The organism is Micromonospora sp. NPDC005291, from assembly GCF_040607415.1.
Lineage (GTDB): Bacteria > Actinomycetota > Actinomycetes > Mycobacteriales > Micromonosporaceae > Micromonospora.
Genome location: NZ_JBEXGR010000017.1, coordinates 105,299 through 121,181, shown reverse-complemented (window position 1 = coordinate 121,181; position 15,883 = coordinate 105,299). Strand labels below are relative to the sequence as shown.

Below are 15,883 nucleotides of genomic sequence, written 5' to 3'. Positions count from 1 at the left end.
TGGATGGCTCAGGCCACGCCGAGGTACGCCTCCTTGACCGACGGATCGTGCAGCAGGTCCTGACCGGACCCTTCCTTCACGATCTGACCGGTCTCCAACACGTAACCGCGGTGTGCCCGCGACAGCGCCTGCTGGGCGTTCTGCTCCACCAGCAGGATCGTCGTGCCCTGCTGATTGATCTCCGTGATGATGTCGAAGATCTGCCGGATCACCAACGGGGCCAGACCCATCGACGGCTCGTCGAGCAGCAGCAGCTTCGGTCGGCTCATCAGCGCCCGGCCGACCGCGAGCATCTGCTGCTCGCCGCCGGAGAGCGTGCCGCCGGCCTGCTTGCGCCGCTCGGCCAGCCGCGGGAAGAGGGTCAGCACCCGGTCCAGGTCGGCGGCGATGCCGGCGGAGTCCCGCCGGGTGTACGCCCCCATGTCCAGGTTCTCCATCACCGTCATACCCGGGAAGATCTGCCGCCCCTCCGGCGACTGACACAGCCCCCGGACCACCCGCAGGTCGGCCCGGAGCTTGCTGATGTCCTCACCGTTGAACGTGATCTTCCCGCTGGCCAGCGCCCGGGTCCCGGAGATGGCCCGCATGGTGGTGGTCTTCCCGGCGCCGTTCGCGCCGATCAGGGCCACCACCTCGCCCTCGTCGACCCTCAGGCTGATGCCGTGCAGCGCCTCGATCCGGCCGTAGGCAACGGCGACGTCCTCAAGCTCAAGCAGCGTCATCGGCGGGCTCCCCCAGGTACGCGGCGATCACCTTCGGATCGCGGCTGACCTCCGCGGGCGCACCCTCGGCGATCTTGCGGCCGAACTCCAGCACCACGATCCGGTCGGTGACCCCCATGACGAGCCGCATGTCGTGCTCGATGAGCAGCACGGTCAGGCCCATGTCCCGGATGTTCCGAATCAGGGTGAGCAGTTCCTCCTTCTCCGCCGGGTTGAAGCCGGCGGCCGGCTCGTCCAGGCAGATCAGCTTCGGCTCGGTGGCCAGCGCGCGGGCGATCTCCAACCGACGCTGGTAGCCGTACGGCAGGTTGCGGGCCTCGTCGTTGGCCCGGTCGGCGATCCCGACGAAGCGCAACAGTTCGAGAGCCTTGGACTCGGCCGCCCGCTCCTCCAGGATGTGCCGGGACAGCCCGAACATCTTGGCGAACGTCCGACGAATCTCCTGCCACGACCGCTGGATGCCCGACTCGGCGGTGACCTGCGGCAACTCGTGCGGCTTCGGCCTGCGCCGAGGCAACCGGAAGAGCGCCCCGGGCACACTGGTCTTGTGCCGGGAGTCGGTGCCGACCATGACGTTCTCCAGCGCCGTCATCTCCGGGAAGAGACGGATGTTCTGGAACGTCCGGGAGATGCCCAGCTGGCTGATCTGGTGCGGCTTGCGGCCGGTCACCCGCTGACCCTGGAACCGGACCGCTCCGGAGGTCGGCTTGTAGACCCCCGTCATCACGTTGAAGCTGGTGGTCTTGCCGGCGCCGTTGGGCCCGATGAGACCGAGGATCTCACCCTCGTAGATCTTGAAATTGATCTTGTCGAGGGCGACCACGCCGCCGAAGCGGAGCGTGACGTCGTCGACTTCGAGCAGTACCGACCGGGGCCCCGGCTGGGCCGGGATCTTCGGCGCGGACGTGCTGGTGGTCTGGTCAGACATGAGCAGGCGCCTCCTCTGCCTCCGCCGCGCGGTCCTTCAACTCACGGGCCCGCCGCCGGCTGGGGATCAGGCCCTGCGGACGCAGGATCATCACCAGCACCATGGCCAACCCGAAGACCAGCCACCGGTAGTCGGCGAAGTCGCGGAACCGCTCCGGCAGGTACGCCAGCAGGACCGCGCCGAGCGAGACGCCGATCATGTTGCCGGAACCGCCGACCACGACCATGGCGACGAAGAGGATCGAGAGGTTCGCGTTGAACTGGGTGGGGTCGATGAACGCGTTACGGCTGCCGAAGAGGAAGCCCGACAGGCCGCCGAGCGCCGCGCCCATGGCGAATGCCCACAGCTTGAACTTGAACGGATACACGCCCATCACCGCGGCGGCGTCCTCGTCCTCGCGGACCGCGAGCCAGGCGCGACCGACCCGACTGTGCTCCAACCGACGAACCAGGATCACCATCAGCAGTACGAAGGTGATCGCCAACCAGTACCAGGGCTTCGCGTCGATCAGACCGAAGACCTTGTTGTCCGCCGACGGCGGACCCTCCGGACCCGGAATGGCCGAGATACCGACCGGACCGTTGGTGACCCCGGTGGCGTTGCGGGCCACGATGCGGATGATCTCACCGAAGCCGAGCGTGACGATGGCCAGGTAGTCACCGCGCAACCGAAGCGTCGGCCAACCCAGCAGCACACCGGAGATCATCGTCAGGACGATCGCGAGCAGGAGGCAGATTCCCCAGGTCACCGCCCAGGTCGGCGGCAGGTTGAACTCCTGCTGGATCCACTTGACGACCGGCGAGTTCACCGAGCCGAAGAGCGCCACGCTGTACGCGCCGATGGCGAAGAAGCCGATGTAGCCGAGGTCGAGCAGGCCGGCGAGGCCGACCACCACGTTCAAACCGATCGCGACAAGCACGTAGATGGCGCAGACGAAGAGCACGCCCGCCCAGTTGTTGCCGCCGTCGATCGAGTCGGTGCGAAGGTCGTTCAGACCGGGGACCATCAGACCACCGGGCAGCTTGCCCAGGTACGGCAGGGAGTAGACGAAGACGAGCAGGGCGACCACGCCGATGGCCTTCTGCCACTTCGGCAGCGCCTGCCAGCGCTCGCCGACCGAGGTCAGAAAACCGACCCGGCGACGATCTGCGGAGCGAACTTTGTCGATCATGCGCGGGCCCTCCCGAGCGACTCACCCAACAGGCCGGTGGGCCGGAACATCAGCACCACGATCAGCACCACGAAGGCGATGACGTCCTCCCAGTTGGACGCGAAGAGCGTCGCGCCGTAGACCTCGACGATGCCGAGGAAGAGGCCACCCAGCAGCGCACCGCGCAGGTTGCCGATGCCGCCGAGCACCGCTGCGGTGAACGCCTTCAAACCGAGCACGAAGCCGATGCTGTTCTGCGTGAAGCCGAACCGCATGCTCCACAACAGCGCGGCGGCGCCGGCCATGATGCCACCGAGCACGAAGATCAGCATGATCACGCGCTCCTGGTTGACGCCCATCAGCGCGGCGGTCTCCGGGTTCTGGGCCACCGCCCGCACACCCCGGCCGTACCGGGTGCGGTTGATGAACCAGTCCAGGAGCGCCATCATCGCCACGGCCGCGACGAAGACGATCAGCTGGATGTTCGTGATCGCCGTGTTGCCGATGGTGAATAGGGTCTCCTGCTGGATGATCGTCGGCATACCGACGATCTGCCGAGGCCTACCGAATACATCCGGCAACACGCCACCGAGCAGCTTCGGCAGCACCTGCCCGAACAGCTCCACGAAGACCAGGGACAGGCCGATCGCGGTGATCAGGAAGATCAGCGGCGGCGCGTTCTTGCGTCGCAACGGCCGGTACGCGATCCGTTCGAGCGCCAGGGCCGTGCCGCCGGAGGCGACCGCCGCGACGATCAGACCGAGCACCAGGAGCAGGATCGCCTGGCCGATAGGCGGGTTATTTTCCACTCCGAGCTGGTTCCAGACGATCAGCACCGCGAAGGTGCCGACCATGAACACCTCGGAGTGGGCAAAGTTGATCAGACGAAGGACGCCATAGACGAGGGTGTAGCCAAGGGCGATCAGGGCATAGATGGCGCCCTTGGACAGGCCGTCGACCGTGTGCTGGCCGAGATGGCCGATCAGTTCATCGAAATGCACCGGGGGTCTCCTTGAATCGAGTGCGGCCGGGGTGAACACACACCCCGGCCGCACTCCATTGCGTGGGCGTCAGCTGAGCTTGAGCTCCTGCAGCGGCTCGATGGCCTCGCCCTTGATCTGGTAGGCCCAGATGACGACCTTCGTCGGGTCAACGTCACCCTTGGCGTCGAACTTGATGTACTTCGACACACCCTGCTTGTCGTACGACTTCACGAACGCCAGGATGTCCCCCCGGCTCTTCTTGCCAGCCTTGAAGGCGTCCAGGTAGATGGTGGCGCCGTCGAAGCCTTCCGCACCGTAGGAGCCCGGCGGGATGCCGAACTTCTTCTGGTAGTCGGCGGAGAAGGTGCCGCCGGCCTTGTCGGCCGGGAGGCACGGGCAGGTGATGATCGCGCCCTCGGCGCCACCGGAGGCACCCTTCGGGAACGCGGTGTCGTAGAGACCGTCCGGCCCGACGAACTTGGCCTGGACACCGGCGGCACGCATCTGCTTCACCAGCGGAGCGGCCTCACGGGTGTAGCCACCGTAGAAGACGAAGTCCGCCTGAGCGGACTTGATCTTGGAGATGGTGGCGTCGAACTGCGTCTGCCGCTCCTGGATCTTGTCCTTGTTCACGACCAGCGGGCCGAGCTGCTTGCTCAGCTCGTCGGTGATGCCGGCGCCGTAGGCGCTGGCGTCGTCGACCATGAAGACCTTCTGCGCGTTCTGGGTCTTCAGGTAGCTCGCCACCGCGCCGGCCTGCGTGCCGTCGTTGCCGACCACGCGGTAGAAGGACGTGTTGCCCTTCTGGGTCAGGTCGGTCCGGGTCGCCGACGGGCTGACCATCGCCAGGCCCGCGGCCTGGTAGATCGGCATCGTCGCGTCCGACTCACCGGAGAAGTGACCGCCGATGACACCGAGGAACGAGTTGTCGCCCGCGATCTGGTTCGCGAACGGGGTCGCCACCGCGGGGTCACCCTGGGTGTCGAACTCCTGCATGGTGACCTTGCAGTTCGGGTTCGCGGTGTTGAACTGCTCCACGGCGAGCTTCGCGCCGTTCAGCGACGGGATCACCAGACCCGCGTTGTCACCAGTGAACGCGCCAAAGATCGCGATCTTGCCACCGCAGTCACCGGACGCGTTTCCACCCTCGTCGCCACCAGAATCCTGGCAACCAGCCGCGACCACCAGGGTCGCGGCGAGCGCAACGGTGCCCAGCGCCCGTACATAGCTTCGCCTCACGGCTTCAGACCTCCTCCAGATGCGGACGCGGCTGACCCGAAGCACCGGCGACAGCAGCAGACCGCAATTCCACCCACCCCGCAGGGACTGCCCCTGCGTTACGGCTCGTGATGGCGGAGCGTACCGACACCGCATACCGTCCCGGAAGGCCTGAACGCTGGGTCTACGAAACCGTTACGAAGACGTGGGCAATCACGTCGATGTCCGTAACAGGTGAACCCGTCGTTTGGTCCTTAAACCCGCGTCCGGGGCCGGAGTCCACCCGCACCCACCCGGACCGGCCCCACCCGACGAAAAGACCACTGAACTGCGGAAACGGCTCAGCGCATCGCACCCGGGCGGCACGCGACGGCGACCGTTGGCGCTCAGACGCCCGCCCACCACAGCCCGGCCCGCGCGCCGTCGTCCGCCGCCAACCACCACCGGTCACCCACCGCCACCAGCGTGACATCCCGATCAACGGCCGCCGGCACATCGAGAGGCATCGCGGCCTCCCGCCACGACCCACCCCGATCCGTCGACACCCACACCGAGTGCCGCGCCCCATCAGCCACCGCGGCGAACAGCCGATCCCCGGACGACACCAGCGACGACACCACCGGCACCCCGGCGCCGCCCCGTCGCCCGAACGTCCCAGCGGCCACCCAACCCGCCGTCTCCTGCCGCCACGCGCCGAACGTCGCCCCGCGCAGCCCCACCGCGACCGGCACCCCGCCGACCAGCGCCACCCGCTGCAACTCCTCGTACTCCGACCCGCCCGGCAACACGGTGCGCCGCCACGACCGCCCGTCCGGCGACGACCACGACGCGGGGTCCCGGTCGATCCGGCCGGCCGGCAACAGACCCCCCACCGCCAGCCAGCCCGACGACGTCGCCACCGCGTCGAACGCCCAGGTCACCCCGACGGTGTCACTGGCCAGCTCCGGCGCACCCTCCACCAGCGCGAACTCCGCCGCATCCGGCGACGACACCCAGGAGGCCGCACCCGCCGAACGGTTACCGACGATCAACCAGCCCTGCGCGCCAGCCGCCAGGCGGGACACGTTCACCGCCGTCGGCCCGCCGTACGTCTCGAACGACGCCTGCACCTCGACCAGCGCACCGTCAGCCACCTGCCGCCACGTGCTCACCCGCGGATAGCCATGCGCGCCACCGGTCTTGGCACCGATCAGCGCCGCCTTCCCGTCCCGGCAAGCCACCGACAAGAAGACGTTCTGCCGACCGTAGAAGGAATCCGCACGCACCGGCAGCACCGTCCAGGTCGCACCGTCCACGCTGGTCCACGCCGCCGGACGAGTGCCGCCGGCGGCGTCGGCGACGCCACCGACCAGGAACCATCGACCCGCGCACGACGTCGCGTCGCGTATCAGCAGACGGCCCGCGCCACCCGGCGGCGCCGGCAGCGCCAAGGGCTGCCAATCCGGCCGGAGCGTCGGCGCGGCGGCCGTCGTCGACCCGGCGCCGCTCGGCGCGGCCGGCCCGTCGCACCCGGCGAGCAGCAGCGCGAAGAGGCCGAACACCGCAGTCACCCGTCGGACGGACACACGTCGATGCTAGTCACCGAGCACCGCGCGTGGTGGCCCCGCAGCAGCCCGAATCCGCGCGGGTCGGATGCTCAGACGGTCGGCTGCTGCGCCACTTCACCGCCGGCGGTCTCCGTGAGGATCCGCTCGGCGACCTCCTTCATGGTCATCCGGTGATCCATCGCCGTGCGCTGGATCCACTTGAACGCCTGCGGCTCGGTCATCCCGTACGTGGTCATCAGCGCGCCCTTGGCGCGCTCCACCGTCTTGCGGATCTCCAGGCGGTCGGTCAGGCTCGCGACCTCGGCCTCCAGGGCCGCGACCTCCGAGTAGCGCGACAGCGCGATCTCCACCGCCGGGACCAGGTCGCTCTTCTGGAAAGGCTTCACGAGGTACGCCATCGCGCCCGCCGCCCGCGCCCGCTCCACCAGGTCACGCTGGCTGAACGCGGTCAGAATGATCACCGGGGCGATCCGCGCGCCGGCGATCCGCTCGGCGGCGGCCAGCCCATCCATGATCGGCATCTTGATGTCGAGGATGACGAGATCGGGCTTCAACTCCTCGGCGAGGCGGACGGCTGTCTCACCGTCACCGGCCTCCCCCACCACCTCGTAGCCCTCTTCGACCAGCATCTCGGCGAGGTCCAGCCGGATCAGCGCCTCGTCCTCGGCGATCAACACGCGCCTGCGCTCGGCATCCGTCGGCATCTCAGCCACCAGCCCTACCCCCACCAGTTCGAACTCAGCACCCGCCCAGCCGGGTGTCACCGCCCTCAGCGTAGTAGGTAACCTATCCACGGCGGGAAACTGAAGGCCCCTGTAGTCCAATGGCAGAGACAATGGTTTCAAAATCCATACAGTGTGGGTTCGAATCCCACCGGGGGCACCAAACTTGTCGTACGGCTGTTCCAAACTCACTGTGTGCATCCACCTGAACCGCGCATACGGGCGCAGCAGCACCTCGCCGGCCTCACGGTCGCCGAGGTCGCTCGACGCCTGAGACTCCCCCACCCAACCGTCCGGGGCTGGTGCAGGGAGCGGGCTGAGTCAGGAAGACACGACACCGCACTACGCTGTTTTCGCTGCCGGCCCAACGTCGAGAATCAGACAGATCCGTCGGCATACCTTTACCTGCTCGGCCTCCACCTGGCGACGGACATCTCGCCTCGACCTGCTCGGCATCGCCTGGCGAATGAACCGGCGCAACTCGCTCTCGGTGGCGCGGCGAGGAGCTGTCGCCACACTGGACCGGCACGTGGGCCCGAAGTCCTGACGGCCGCGCCCCCACCTCGGTGCTCAGGTCGGCCGTGACAGCCTGGGTGCGATGCGGCGGGACAGCTGGTGGCGAGTTCACGACAGGGGTGGGAACTGATGCGAGTGGTCATCTTCGGTGCGACCGGCATGGTCGGCCAGGGCGTGCTGCGCGAGTGCCTGCTCGCCGACGACGTGCGGGAGGTGGTGACGGTCGGGCGGAGGCCGACCGGTCGGCAGGATCCGAAGCTGCGTGAGCTGACCGTCGCCGACGTGGGCGAGTTGGACGCGGTGCGAGCCGAGCTGACCGGTGTCGACGCCTGCTTCTACTGCCTGGGCGTCTCGTCGTTGGGCCTCGACGAGGCCGCGTACACCCGGATCAGCTACGACTACCCGCTCGCGGCGGCGCGGCTGCTGGCCGAGGTGAGTCCGCAGGTCACCTTCGTCTACGTCTCGGGTGTCGGGACCGATTCGTCGGGTCGGGGTCGGGTGACGTGGGCGCGGGTCAAGGGTCGTACCGAGAACGCGGTCATCGAGCTGCTGCCCAACGGCTATGCGGCACGGCCCGGTTTCATCCAGCCGACGTACGGGGCGGTGTCGCGGACCAGTGCCTATCGGATCGGGTACGCGATCACTCGCCCGCTCCTTCCGGTCTTGCGCCGGTTGTTTCCGAATCAGATCACCACGACCGACGGTATCGGCCGGGCGATGCTGCGGGTGGCTCGGCAGGGCTCGCCCAACAGGGTGTTGGGGAACCGCGACCTGATCTGACCTGGTGTCCGGTCAGCCGAGCGTGTCGAGCGCGCGGGCGAGGTCGACGCGCAGATCTTCGGGGTCCTCCAGGCCGACCGAGATGCGCAGCAGCGCGCCGACGGGCTTCGCGTCGCCCTCGACGGGTCGGTGGGTGAGTGAGGCGGGGTGCTGGATCAGGGTGTCCACGCCACCGAGGGACACCGCGTGGGTAATCAGTTGGCAGGCGCCCGCGACGGCGGCCGCGGCGGTTGCGCCGCCGCGTACCTCGAAGGCGAGCAGGCTGCCGGGTCCGGCCATCTGGCGGCCGACCAGCGCCGCCGGGTCGTGCACGGAGGGGTGGTGCACCCGGTGTACGGCGGGGTGCTCGGCGAGCCAGCCGGCGAGTTTCTCGGCGCTGGCCTGCTGGGCGCGGACCCGCAGTGGCAGGGTCTGCAGGCCGCGGTGCAGCAGGTAGCCGCCGAGCGGGTGCAGGATCGCACCGGTGACCGCGCGGACCTGGCGTAGCCGGGCGCCCCAGTTGGCGTCGCAGGCGACGACGCCGGCGAGCACGTCGCCGTGACCGCCGATGCTCTTGGTGGCGCTGTGCAGCACGAGGGCGGCGCCGTGCCGGGCCGGCTGTTGCAGGACGGGGGTGGCGACGGTGTTGTCGACCAACAACGGGACGTCACCGGCTGCGGCGGCGAGGGCGGCGATGTCGACCAGGTCGAGGGTGGGGTTGGCGGGCGTCTCGACGATGACCAGTGCGGTGTCGGGGCGGATGGCCGCGGCGACCTCGTCGGGGCGTGCCCAGGTGACGGTGGTGCCGAGCAGGCCGGTGGCGAGCACGTGGTCGGTTCCGCCGTACAGGGGTCGGACGGCGACGACGTGCCGGCGGTCGTCACGGGCGGCGGCGAGCAGGGTGGCGGTGAGGGCGGCCATGCCGCTGGCGAAGGCGACCGCCTGCTCGGTGCCTTCGAGCTCCGCGAGAGCGGTCTCGAAGCGTGCCACGGTGGGGTTCCACAGCCGCTGGTAGACCGAGCCACCCTCGGCTGGGCGGAGGCCGCCGGTGGCGAGCTGCTCGTAGGCGTTCCCGCCGTCCTCCACCGAGGGCAGCGGGTTGGTGGTGGACAGGTCGATCGGCGGTACGTGCACGCCGAGCGTCCGCAGGTCGTCGCGGCCGGCGTGCACGGCCCGGGTGTCCACCGTTGTCATGGCGGTAGCGTCGAACATCCGCCGACATAGAGGCAATAGGATGGGAGATAATTCTGTTCAGCGGGCTGGTTTTGCTGACGGATTCGGACGAGGATGGCGAGATGCGCCCTGAGCCGAACGATGTGCGGTCCCACCCGGCCCTGGACGAGGTGGACCGCGCGATTCTGACCGAGTTGGCCGCGGACGGTCGCCTGCCGAACAACGCCCTCGCCGAGCGGGTGGGGGTGGCGCCGTCGACGTGTCTGACCCGCACCCGGGCCTTGCGCGAGCGTGGCGCGATCCGCGGCTTCCACGCCGAGGTGGATCCGGCCGCGCTCGGTCTGCCGTTGCAGGCGCTGGTGTCGGTACGGCTGACCGCGCACGAGCGGGCGGCGGTGGACGCGTTCCGGGCCCGGTCGGTGCGGCTGCCCGGGGTGGTGTCGGTGTTCCACGTGGCGGGTGCGGAGGATTACGTGCTGCACGTGCGGGCGGCGTCCGGTGACGCGTTGCGCGACTTCGTGCTGGACCATCTCGCCGTCAATCCGGTGGTGCAGCACACCCAGACCAGCCTGATCTTCGAACAGGCCCGCGGGATGGGCTGAGCAGCGGGTGAACTGGCCAACCAATGACCGCATCGCGGAACAAAACCGGCCGCCGACGGGTTGGCCAAGCGTGTGATTACCGTACCGTTGTCTGTTCTTGATCTTGCCCCGGTCGCCAGGGGCACCACTGTCGGCGCGGCCCTGGAAGCCACCACCGAGTTGGCCCGGCGCACCGAGGAGCTGGGCTACCACCGATTCTGGGTGGCCGAGCACCACAACATGCCGGCGATCGCCAGCTCCGCCCCCGCGGTGCTGCTGGCGCACCTGGCCGCGAACACCTCGACGATCCGCCTCGGGTCGGGCGGGGTGATGCTGCCCAACCACGCGCCGCTGGTCGTGGCGGAGCAGTTCGGCACCCTGGAGGCGCTGCACCCCGGCCGGATCGACCTGGGCATCGGGCGGGCGCCGGGCACCGACCAGGTGACCGCGCTGGCGTTGCGCCGCACCATGGAGGGCCTGTCGGCGGAGGGCTTCCCGCGCGAACTGGACGACCTGATGAACTACTTCAGCGGGGAACGGCCGGGGCAGATCATCGCCACGCCGGGTCGCGGTGAGCAGCCGGCCGTGTGGCTGCTGGGCTCCAGCGGTTTCAGCGCCCAACTGGCCGGCCTGCTCGGTCTGCCGTTCTCCTTCGCGCACCACTTCAGCTCGGCCAACACCCTGCCGGCGTTGGCCCTGTACCGGCAGAACTTCCGGCCGTCGCAGTGGCTGAACAAGCCGTACGCGATGGTGGCGGTCAACGCGGTGTGCGCGGAGACCGACGAGCGTGCCGAATGGCTGACGGGGCCGAGCGCCCTGTCGTTCCTGAAGCTGCGTTCCGGCCGGCCGGAGCCGCTGTCGACGCCCGACGAGGCGGCGGCGTACCCGTACTCCGAGATCGAGCGGGAGTTTGTGCTGCAGCGCCGCGACGGTCAGGCGATGGGCTCACCGGAGACGGTGCGCCGGCAGCTGACCGATCTGGTGGAGCGCACCGGCGCGGACGAGCTGATGCTGACCACGCTGGTGTACGACGTGAAGGACCGGGTGCGGTCGTACGAGCTGATCGCCGAGCAGGTGGCAGGCGGTCTACGCCGGGAGGCGTGAAACACGATCTTCACGTCGGCGTCACCCCCGCGACCCGCGGGGTGCCTAATGTTGGTGCCGGTGGTGGTACGGCATTCCCGGTCGGGACGGGTCGGGAATGCCGCGGTGTGGCGCACCGGGCCGGAGCTGAGCGGATTCCGCGGCTGCGGCCCGGTGCCTGCCACCCTAGGCGACCCCGCTCGGGCCCGCCAGAGTCAGATCAGCGTAGGTAGATGTTCGGGGTGGGTGGGCTGGCCATCTGATCGCCGATGAAGAACCCCGGGTGCGGCGGCTGGTTGTAGGCGGTGTTCTGCCAGGCGACCGCCACCCGGTACTGCGGATCGTGCATCAGGGTGTGGATCCGGGTGCTGGTCGGTGTGGGTGTGCTGTAGATGCGCAGCGCCCGGCTGTCGGTGGTTCGCCAGATCACCTCCTCGCGCCAGTCGCCCAGGATGTCTCCGGAGAGCGCCGGCGTGGACTTGGTGCCGTTGTTGGACGCCACCGAGCTGCCGGTGAGCAGCCGGGTCTCGCCACCGGTGCCATACTTGTCGATCTTCGTGCCGTCGAGCAGTTCCCGCATCGGGTCGCCGTCCCACCAGGCGAGGAAGTTGGCCGACGACGGCTTGCGGCCGATGTTCTGCCCTCTGGTGTTGGCCAGTCCGGCGACCGCTGACGACCACGACTCCGCACCGGGGCTGCCCGCCCAGATGTCCGCGGAGACGCCCCGGCCGTTGTCTCCGGAGGCAGGGGTGGACCAGAGGATCTGACCGGTACGGGCGTCGGCGAACCAGGAGCTGGGCTTGCTGGCGTCCTCGTCGACCTTGAACACCTCCAGGCCGGCACGGCCCGGGTCGAGGTCCCCGACGTGCAGGGCGTCGCCGTGCCCGTTGCCCGTCGAGTAGAGCAGCCGACCGTTGTCGTCGATGGTGGCGGCGCCGTAGACGATCTCCTGACGGCCGTCACCGTCGACGTCGGCGACGGAGAGCTGGTGATTGCCCTGCCCGGCGGCGGCGCCGTTGCCGGAGGCGTTCGAGTCGAACGTCCAGCGCTTGGTCAGCGTGCCGTTGCGGAAGTCCCAGGCCGCGATGACCGCACGGGTGTAGTAGCCCCGGGCCATGATCAGCGAGGGGCGTTGCCCGTCCAGGTACGCGGTGCCGGCGAGGAACCGGTCCACCCGGTTGCCGTACGAGTCACCCCAGGAGGAGACGGTGCCGCGCGGCGGGTCGTAGTTGACGGTGGAGAGCACCGCGCCGGTGCGTCCGTCGAACATGGTCAGGTACTCCGGCCCGGCCAGCACGTAGCCGCTGGAGTTGCGGTGGTCCGCCGACGACGACCCGATGAGCTGACCGGTGCCCGAGCGGGTGCCGTCGGCGGTCTTCATGGCCACCTCGGCGCGCCCGTCGCCGTCGTAGTCGTACACCTGGAACTGGGTGTAGTGGGCGCCGGCCCGGATGTTGCGGCCCAGGTCAACCCGCCACAACCGGGTGCCGGTGAGTGTGTACGCGTCGACGTAGACGGGGCCGGTGTAGCCGGACTGGGAGTTGTCCTTGGCGTTCGACGGCTCCCACTTGAGCACGATCTCGTAGCTGCCGTCGCCGTTGAGGTCACCCACGGAGGCATCGCTGGCGCTGTAGGTGTAGCTCTCGCCGCTGGGGGTGCTGCCGCCGGCCGGGACCTGCAACGGCACGTCCAGGTAGCCCGCGCCGAACTCCAGGGCCGGCGCCGACGCCGCCTGCTCGGCACCGCCCACCACCGCCCGCACGGTGTACGCCGAGCCGGCCGCCGCACCGCTGTCGAGGTAGTTGGTGGCGCCGGTGATCGGGCTGGCGTTGACCCTGGTCGACCCCCGGTACAGGTTGAACGCCACCCCGGACGTCTCGGTGCCGAGCAGCCGCCAGGAGACCAGGTTGCCGCTGCCGGAGCGGACGCTGATGAGCCCTCGGTCCAGGTCCTCCATCTGCATCCCACTACCGGTGGGCGGTGGGGTGGTCGGCGGTGGGGTGGTCGGGGGCGGCGTGGTGGGCGGCGGCGTGGTGGGCGGTGGGGTGGTCGGTCCGTTGGTGGGTGGGGCGCCGGTGCAGGTGACGCCGTTGAGCGCGAAGCTGGCCGGAGCCGTGTTGCTGCTGGTCCACGATGCGTTGAAGCCGAACGTGGCGGTGCCGTTGGTGGCGATGGTGGCGTTGTAGTCGACGTTGCGTGCGGTGACCTGGGCACCAGACTGGGTGACGACGGCGTTCCACGCCTGGGTGACCTGTTGGCCCGCGGTGTACGACCAGGTGAGGGCCCACCCGGTGACCGGGTCGCCGAGGTTGGTGACGGTGACGTTGGCGCCGAAGCCGCCCTGCCACTGGTTGGTGACCTGATAGTCGACCCGGCAGCCGGCGGCGGCGGCCGAGGCGACCACCGTGCCGAGGGTGCCGGCCACGACGGCGGCAACCGTCGTACCTGCGAGCAGGATCAGCCGATGTCTGGACGAGTGCATGGACTGCCTCCGGGGATCCGGTGGTGATCGCTGCGACCCACCGGCCAGCCCGGGAAGCACAGTGGACGCGTCTGCCGCGACGGCGGTGGACGGCGATCTGATCGGGGGTTGAACGCCCTGGAACTCACGGATCCGACTCCACCGCGCATCGTATGGCAAGCGCTTTCCACGGCGCAACATCGATGACCGTTGCTTGCTCTCGACAAGCCGACGACCACGCCTGGCCTTGCCCCGATGATCGATGACTGATCAACTCGTTCGGTGAGCGCTCCCCACATGGACCCCGCCGAGTTCCGCCGCGCCGGCCACGCCGTCGTCGACTGGATCGCCGACTACTGGGCGACGGTGGAGCAACGACCGGTCGCCCCGGCCGATCCTCCGGGCACGGTGGCCGCCGCTCTCCCCACCGCGCCGCCCACCGCCGGCGGCGAACCGGTCGAGGCGGTCCTCGCCGACCTGGACTCGATCGTCGTACCGGGGCTGACCCACTGGCAGCACCCGGGCTTCTTCGGGTACTTCCCGGCCAACACCTCCGGCCCGAGCGTGCTCGGTGACCTGGTCAGCTCCGGGCTCGGTGTGCAGGGCATGTTGTGGGCCACCAGCCCGGCCTGCACCGAGCTGGAGACGGTGATGATGGACTGGCTGGCCCAACTGCTGGACCTTCCGCGGCGGTTCCGCTCGACCGGCCCCGGCGGTGGGGTCATCCAGGACTCGGCCTCCTCGGCGACCCTGGTGGCAACCCTGGCCGCACTGCACCGGGCCAGCGGAGGCCGCTGGCGCGACACCGGCATCGACCGGCGCTACCGCGCGTACACCTCCGTCCACGGGCACTCCTCCATCGAGAAGGCCGTCCGGATCGCCGGGCTGGGCACCGACGGGGTCCGGCCGATCGAGGTCGACCCGGACACGCAGGCGCTGCTGCCGGGTGCCCTCCGCGCGGCGATCGAGGCCGACCTGGCCGCCGGAGACGTTCCCGCCATCGTGGTGGCCACCATCGGCACCACCTCCACCACCGCCATCGACCCGCTGCCGGAGATCGGGGCGATCTGCGCCGAGTACGGGATCTGGCTGCACGTGGACGCCGCGTACGCGGGCGCTGCCGCCGTCTGCCCCGAGCTGCGGTGGTCGCACGTCGGCCTGGAGTACGCCGATTCGTACTGCTTCGACCCGCACAAGTGGCTGCTCACCGGCTTCGACTGCGATGCGTTCTGGGTGGCCGACCGCGCCGAGCTGATCGAGGCGCTGACCGTGCTGCCGGAGTTCCTGCGCAACGCGGCCTCCGAATCCGGCGCGGTGATCGACTACCGGGACTGGCAGGTGCCGCTGGGCCGGCGGTTCCGAGCCCTGAGGCTGTGGTTCGTGCTGCGCTGGTACGGCGTCGAGGGGCTGCGGGCGCACATCCGCTCCGGGTGGCGCTGGCCGCCCGGTTCGCCGAGCGGGTCCGCTCCGACGACCGGTTCGAAGTGGTGGCGGCGCACCCGTTCTCGCTGGTCTGCTTCCGACTGCGCGCCGACGACGACGCCAACGCGGCACTGCTGGCCGGGGTGAACGGCACCGGGCGGGTGCACCTGACACACACCCGGGTCGCCGGCCGCTACACGCTGCGGTTGGCGATCGGCTCACCGCAGAGCACCGAAGCACACATCGACGAGGCGTGGCGGCTGCTAACCGAAAAGGCCAACACCCTACAAACGCCCTGACACCGTCCACCGTCCACCGTCCACCTCCCCCGCCCCGCCCCCGCGCCCGCGCCCCCGCGCCGTCGATCAAGGAGTTGTGGTGCCCCCCAAACCGGGCGCTGACTCATGTTCCGCCCACCACGAGTCCATGATCGACGGGCCGGGCCGGGCCGGGCCGGGCCGAGCCGGGCCGGGCCGGGCCGGGCCGGGCCGAGCCGAGCCGAGCCGAGCCGAGCCGGGCCGAGCCGAGCCGAGCCGAGCCGAGCCGAGCCGAGCCGAGCCGAGCCGAGCCGAGCCGAGCCGAGCCGAGCCGAGCCGAGCCGAGCCGAGCCGAGCCGAG

Annotated in this window: 15 protein-coding genes and 1 tRNA gene; 6 read left to right on the top strand and 10 right to left on the bottom strand. The window is 69.7% G+C overall.

Annotated features, from left to right (window positions below; all coding sequences use genetic code 11):
- Positions 1 to 8 precede the first annotated feature (8 nt).
- The 7 genes from ABZT18_RS22410 to ABZT18_RS22380 all read right to left on the bottom strand — a co-directional run bounded on the left by ABZT18_RS22410 (position 9) and on the right by ABZT18_RS22380 (position 7,261).
- The gene (locus ABZT18_RS22410; protein WP_354994756.1) at positions 9 to 722 is read right to left on the bottom strand and encodes an ABC transporter ATP-binding protein; all 714 of its coding nucleotides are present in this window, start codon (positions 720 to 722) and stop codon (positions 9 to 11) included.
- Positions 709 to 1,650, bottom strand: coding sequence for an ABC transporter ATP-binding protein (locus ABZT18_RS22405; protein ID WP_354994757.1), 942 nt, complete (start codon positions 1,648 to 1,650; stop codon positions 709 to 711). Before ABZT18_RS22405 ends, ABZT18_RS22410 begins: the two co-directional genes overlap by 14 nt.
- Positions 1,643 to 2,821, bottom strand: coding sequence for a branched-chain amino acid ABC transporter permease (locus ABZT18_RS22400; protein ID WP_354994758.1), 1,179 nt, complete (start codon positions 2,819 to 2,821; stop codon positions 1,643 to 1,645). Before ABZT18_RS22400 ends, ABZT18_RS22405 begins: the two co-directional genes overlap by 8 nt.
- Positions 2,818 to 3,801 (bottom strand): branched-chain amino acid ABC transporter permease, encoded by a 984-nt coding sequence (locus tag ABZT18_RS22395; RefSeq protein ID WP_354994759.1) that lies wholly within the window; start codon positions 3,799 to 3,801, stop codon positions 2,818 to 2,820. The genes ABZT18_RS22400 and ABZT18_RS22395 overlap by 4 nt, the downstream gene beginning before the upstream one ends.
- Before the next feature lie 69 nt (positions 3,802 to 3,870).
- On the bottom strand, positions 3,871 to 5,022 hold the full coding sequence (locus ABZT18_RS22390) for a branched-chain amino acid ABC transporter substrate-binding protein (protein WP_354994760.1): 1,152 nt from the start codon (positions 5,020 to 5,022) through the stop codon (positions 3,871 to 3,873).
- 365 nt (positions 5,023 to 5,387) lie between these two features.
- Positions 5,388 to 6,566, bottom strand: coding sequence for a hypothetical protein (locus ABZT18_RS22385; RefSeq protein ID WP_354994761.1), 1,179 nt, complete (start codon positions 6,564 to 6,566; stop codon positions 5,388 to 5,390).
- A 71-nt stretch (positions 6,567 to 6,637) separates the two neighbouring features.
- The gene (locus ABZT18_RS22380) at positions 6,638 to 7,261 is read right to left on the bottom strand and encodes a response regulator (RefSeq protein ID WP_354994970.1); all 624 of its coding nucleotides are present in this window, start codon (positions 7,259 to 7,261) and stop codon (positions 6,638 to 6,640) included.
- Between the two features lie 96 nt (positions 7,262 to 7,357).
- On the opposite strand from ABZT18_RS22380, the gene ABZT18_RS22375 reads away from it, so the two are divergent.
- Together ABZT18_RS22375 and ABZT18_RS22370 are read left to right on the top strand one after the other, a co-directional pair.
- Positions 7,358 to 7,433, top strand: a tRNA-Leu gene (locus ABZT18_RS22375).
- Between the two features lie 482 nt (positions 7,434 to 7,915).
- Positions 7,916 to 8,566: an NAD-dependent epimerase/dehydratase family protein gene (locus ABZT18_RS22370; RefSeq protein WP_355252417.1), complete on the top strand. Its 651-nt coding sequence runs from the start codon at positions 7,916 to 7,918 to the stop codon at positions 8,564 to 8,566.
- Between the two features lie 12 nt (positions 8,567 to 8,578).
- On the opposite strand, the gene ABZT18_RS22365 is transcribed toward ABZT18_RS22370, so the two are convergent.
- Positions 8,579 to 9,757: an aminotransferase class I/II-fold pyridoxal phosphate-dependent enzyme gene (locus ABZT18_RS22365; RefSeq protein ID WP_355252414.1), complete on the bottom strand. Its 1,179-nt coding sequence runs from the start codon at positions 9,755 to 9,757 to the stop codon at positions 8,579 to 8,581.
- 83 nt (positions 9,758 to 9,840) lie between these two features.
- Here ABZT18_RS22365 and ABZT18_RS22360 point away from each other — a divergent pair, with 83 nt between their 5' ends.
- Together ABZT18_RS22360 and ABZT18_RS22355 are read left to right on the top strand one after the other, a co-directional pair.
- Complete coding sequence (locus tag ABZT18_RS22360) at positions 9,841 to 10,320, top strand: Lrp/AsnC family transcriptional regulator (RefSeq protein WP_355252411.1); 480 nt, start codon at positions 9,841 to 9,843, stop codon at positions 10,318 to 10,320.
- A gap of 60 nt (positions 10,321 to 10,380) precedes the next feature.
- Entirely contained in the window at positions 10,381 to 11,403 is a 1,023-nt protein-coding gene (locus ABZT18_RS22355) for an LLM class flavin-dependent oxidoreductase (RefSeq protein WP_355252408.1), read from the top strand.
- Positions 11,404 to 11,602: 199 nt separating this feature from the next.
- Here ABZT18_RS22355 and ABZT18_RS22350 read toward each other — a convergent pair whose 3' ends face one another.
- Positions 11,603 to 13,864 carry a cellulose binding domain-containing protein gene (locus ABZT18_RS22350; protein ID WP_355252405.1) on the bottom strand — a complete coding sequence of 754 codons (2,262 nt, stop codon included), beginning with the start codon at positions 13,862 to 13,864 and terminating at the stop codon, positions 11,603 to 11,605.
- Between the two features lie 261 nt (positions 13,865 to 14,125).
- Here ABZT18_RS22350 and ABZT18_RS22345 point away from each other — a divergent pair, with 261 nt between their 5' ends.
- Both ABZT18_RS22345 and ABZT18_RS22340 read left to right on the top strand, forming a co-directional pair.
- The gene (locus ABZT18_RS22345; RefSeq protein WP_355252402.1) at positions 14,126 to 15,412 is read left to right on the top strand and encodes a pyridoxal-dependent decarboxylase; all 1,287 of its coding nucleotides are present in this window, start codon (positions 14,126 to 14,128) and stop codon (positions 15,410 to 15,412) included.
- Positions 15,331 to 15,564: a hypothetical protein gene (locus ABZT18_RS22340; RefSeq protein ID WP_355252399.1), complete on the top strand. Its 234-nt coding sequence runs from the start codon at positions 15,331 to 15,333 to the stop codon at positions 15,562 to 15,564. Before ABZT18_RS22345 ends, ABZT18_RS22340 begins: the two co-directional genes overlap by 82 nt.
- A 103-nt stretch (positions 15,565 to 15,667) precedes the next feature.
- On the opposite strand, the gene ABZT18_RS22335 is transcribed toward ABZT18_RS22340, so the two are convergent.
- On the bottom strand, positions 15,668 to 15,883 hold a 216-nt coding region (locus tag ABZT18_RS22335; RefSeq protein WP_355252396.1), incomplete at its 5' end, for a hypothetical protein.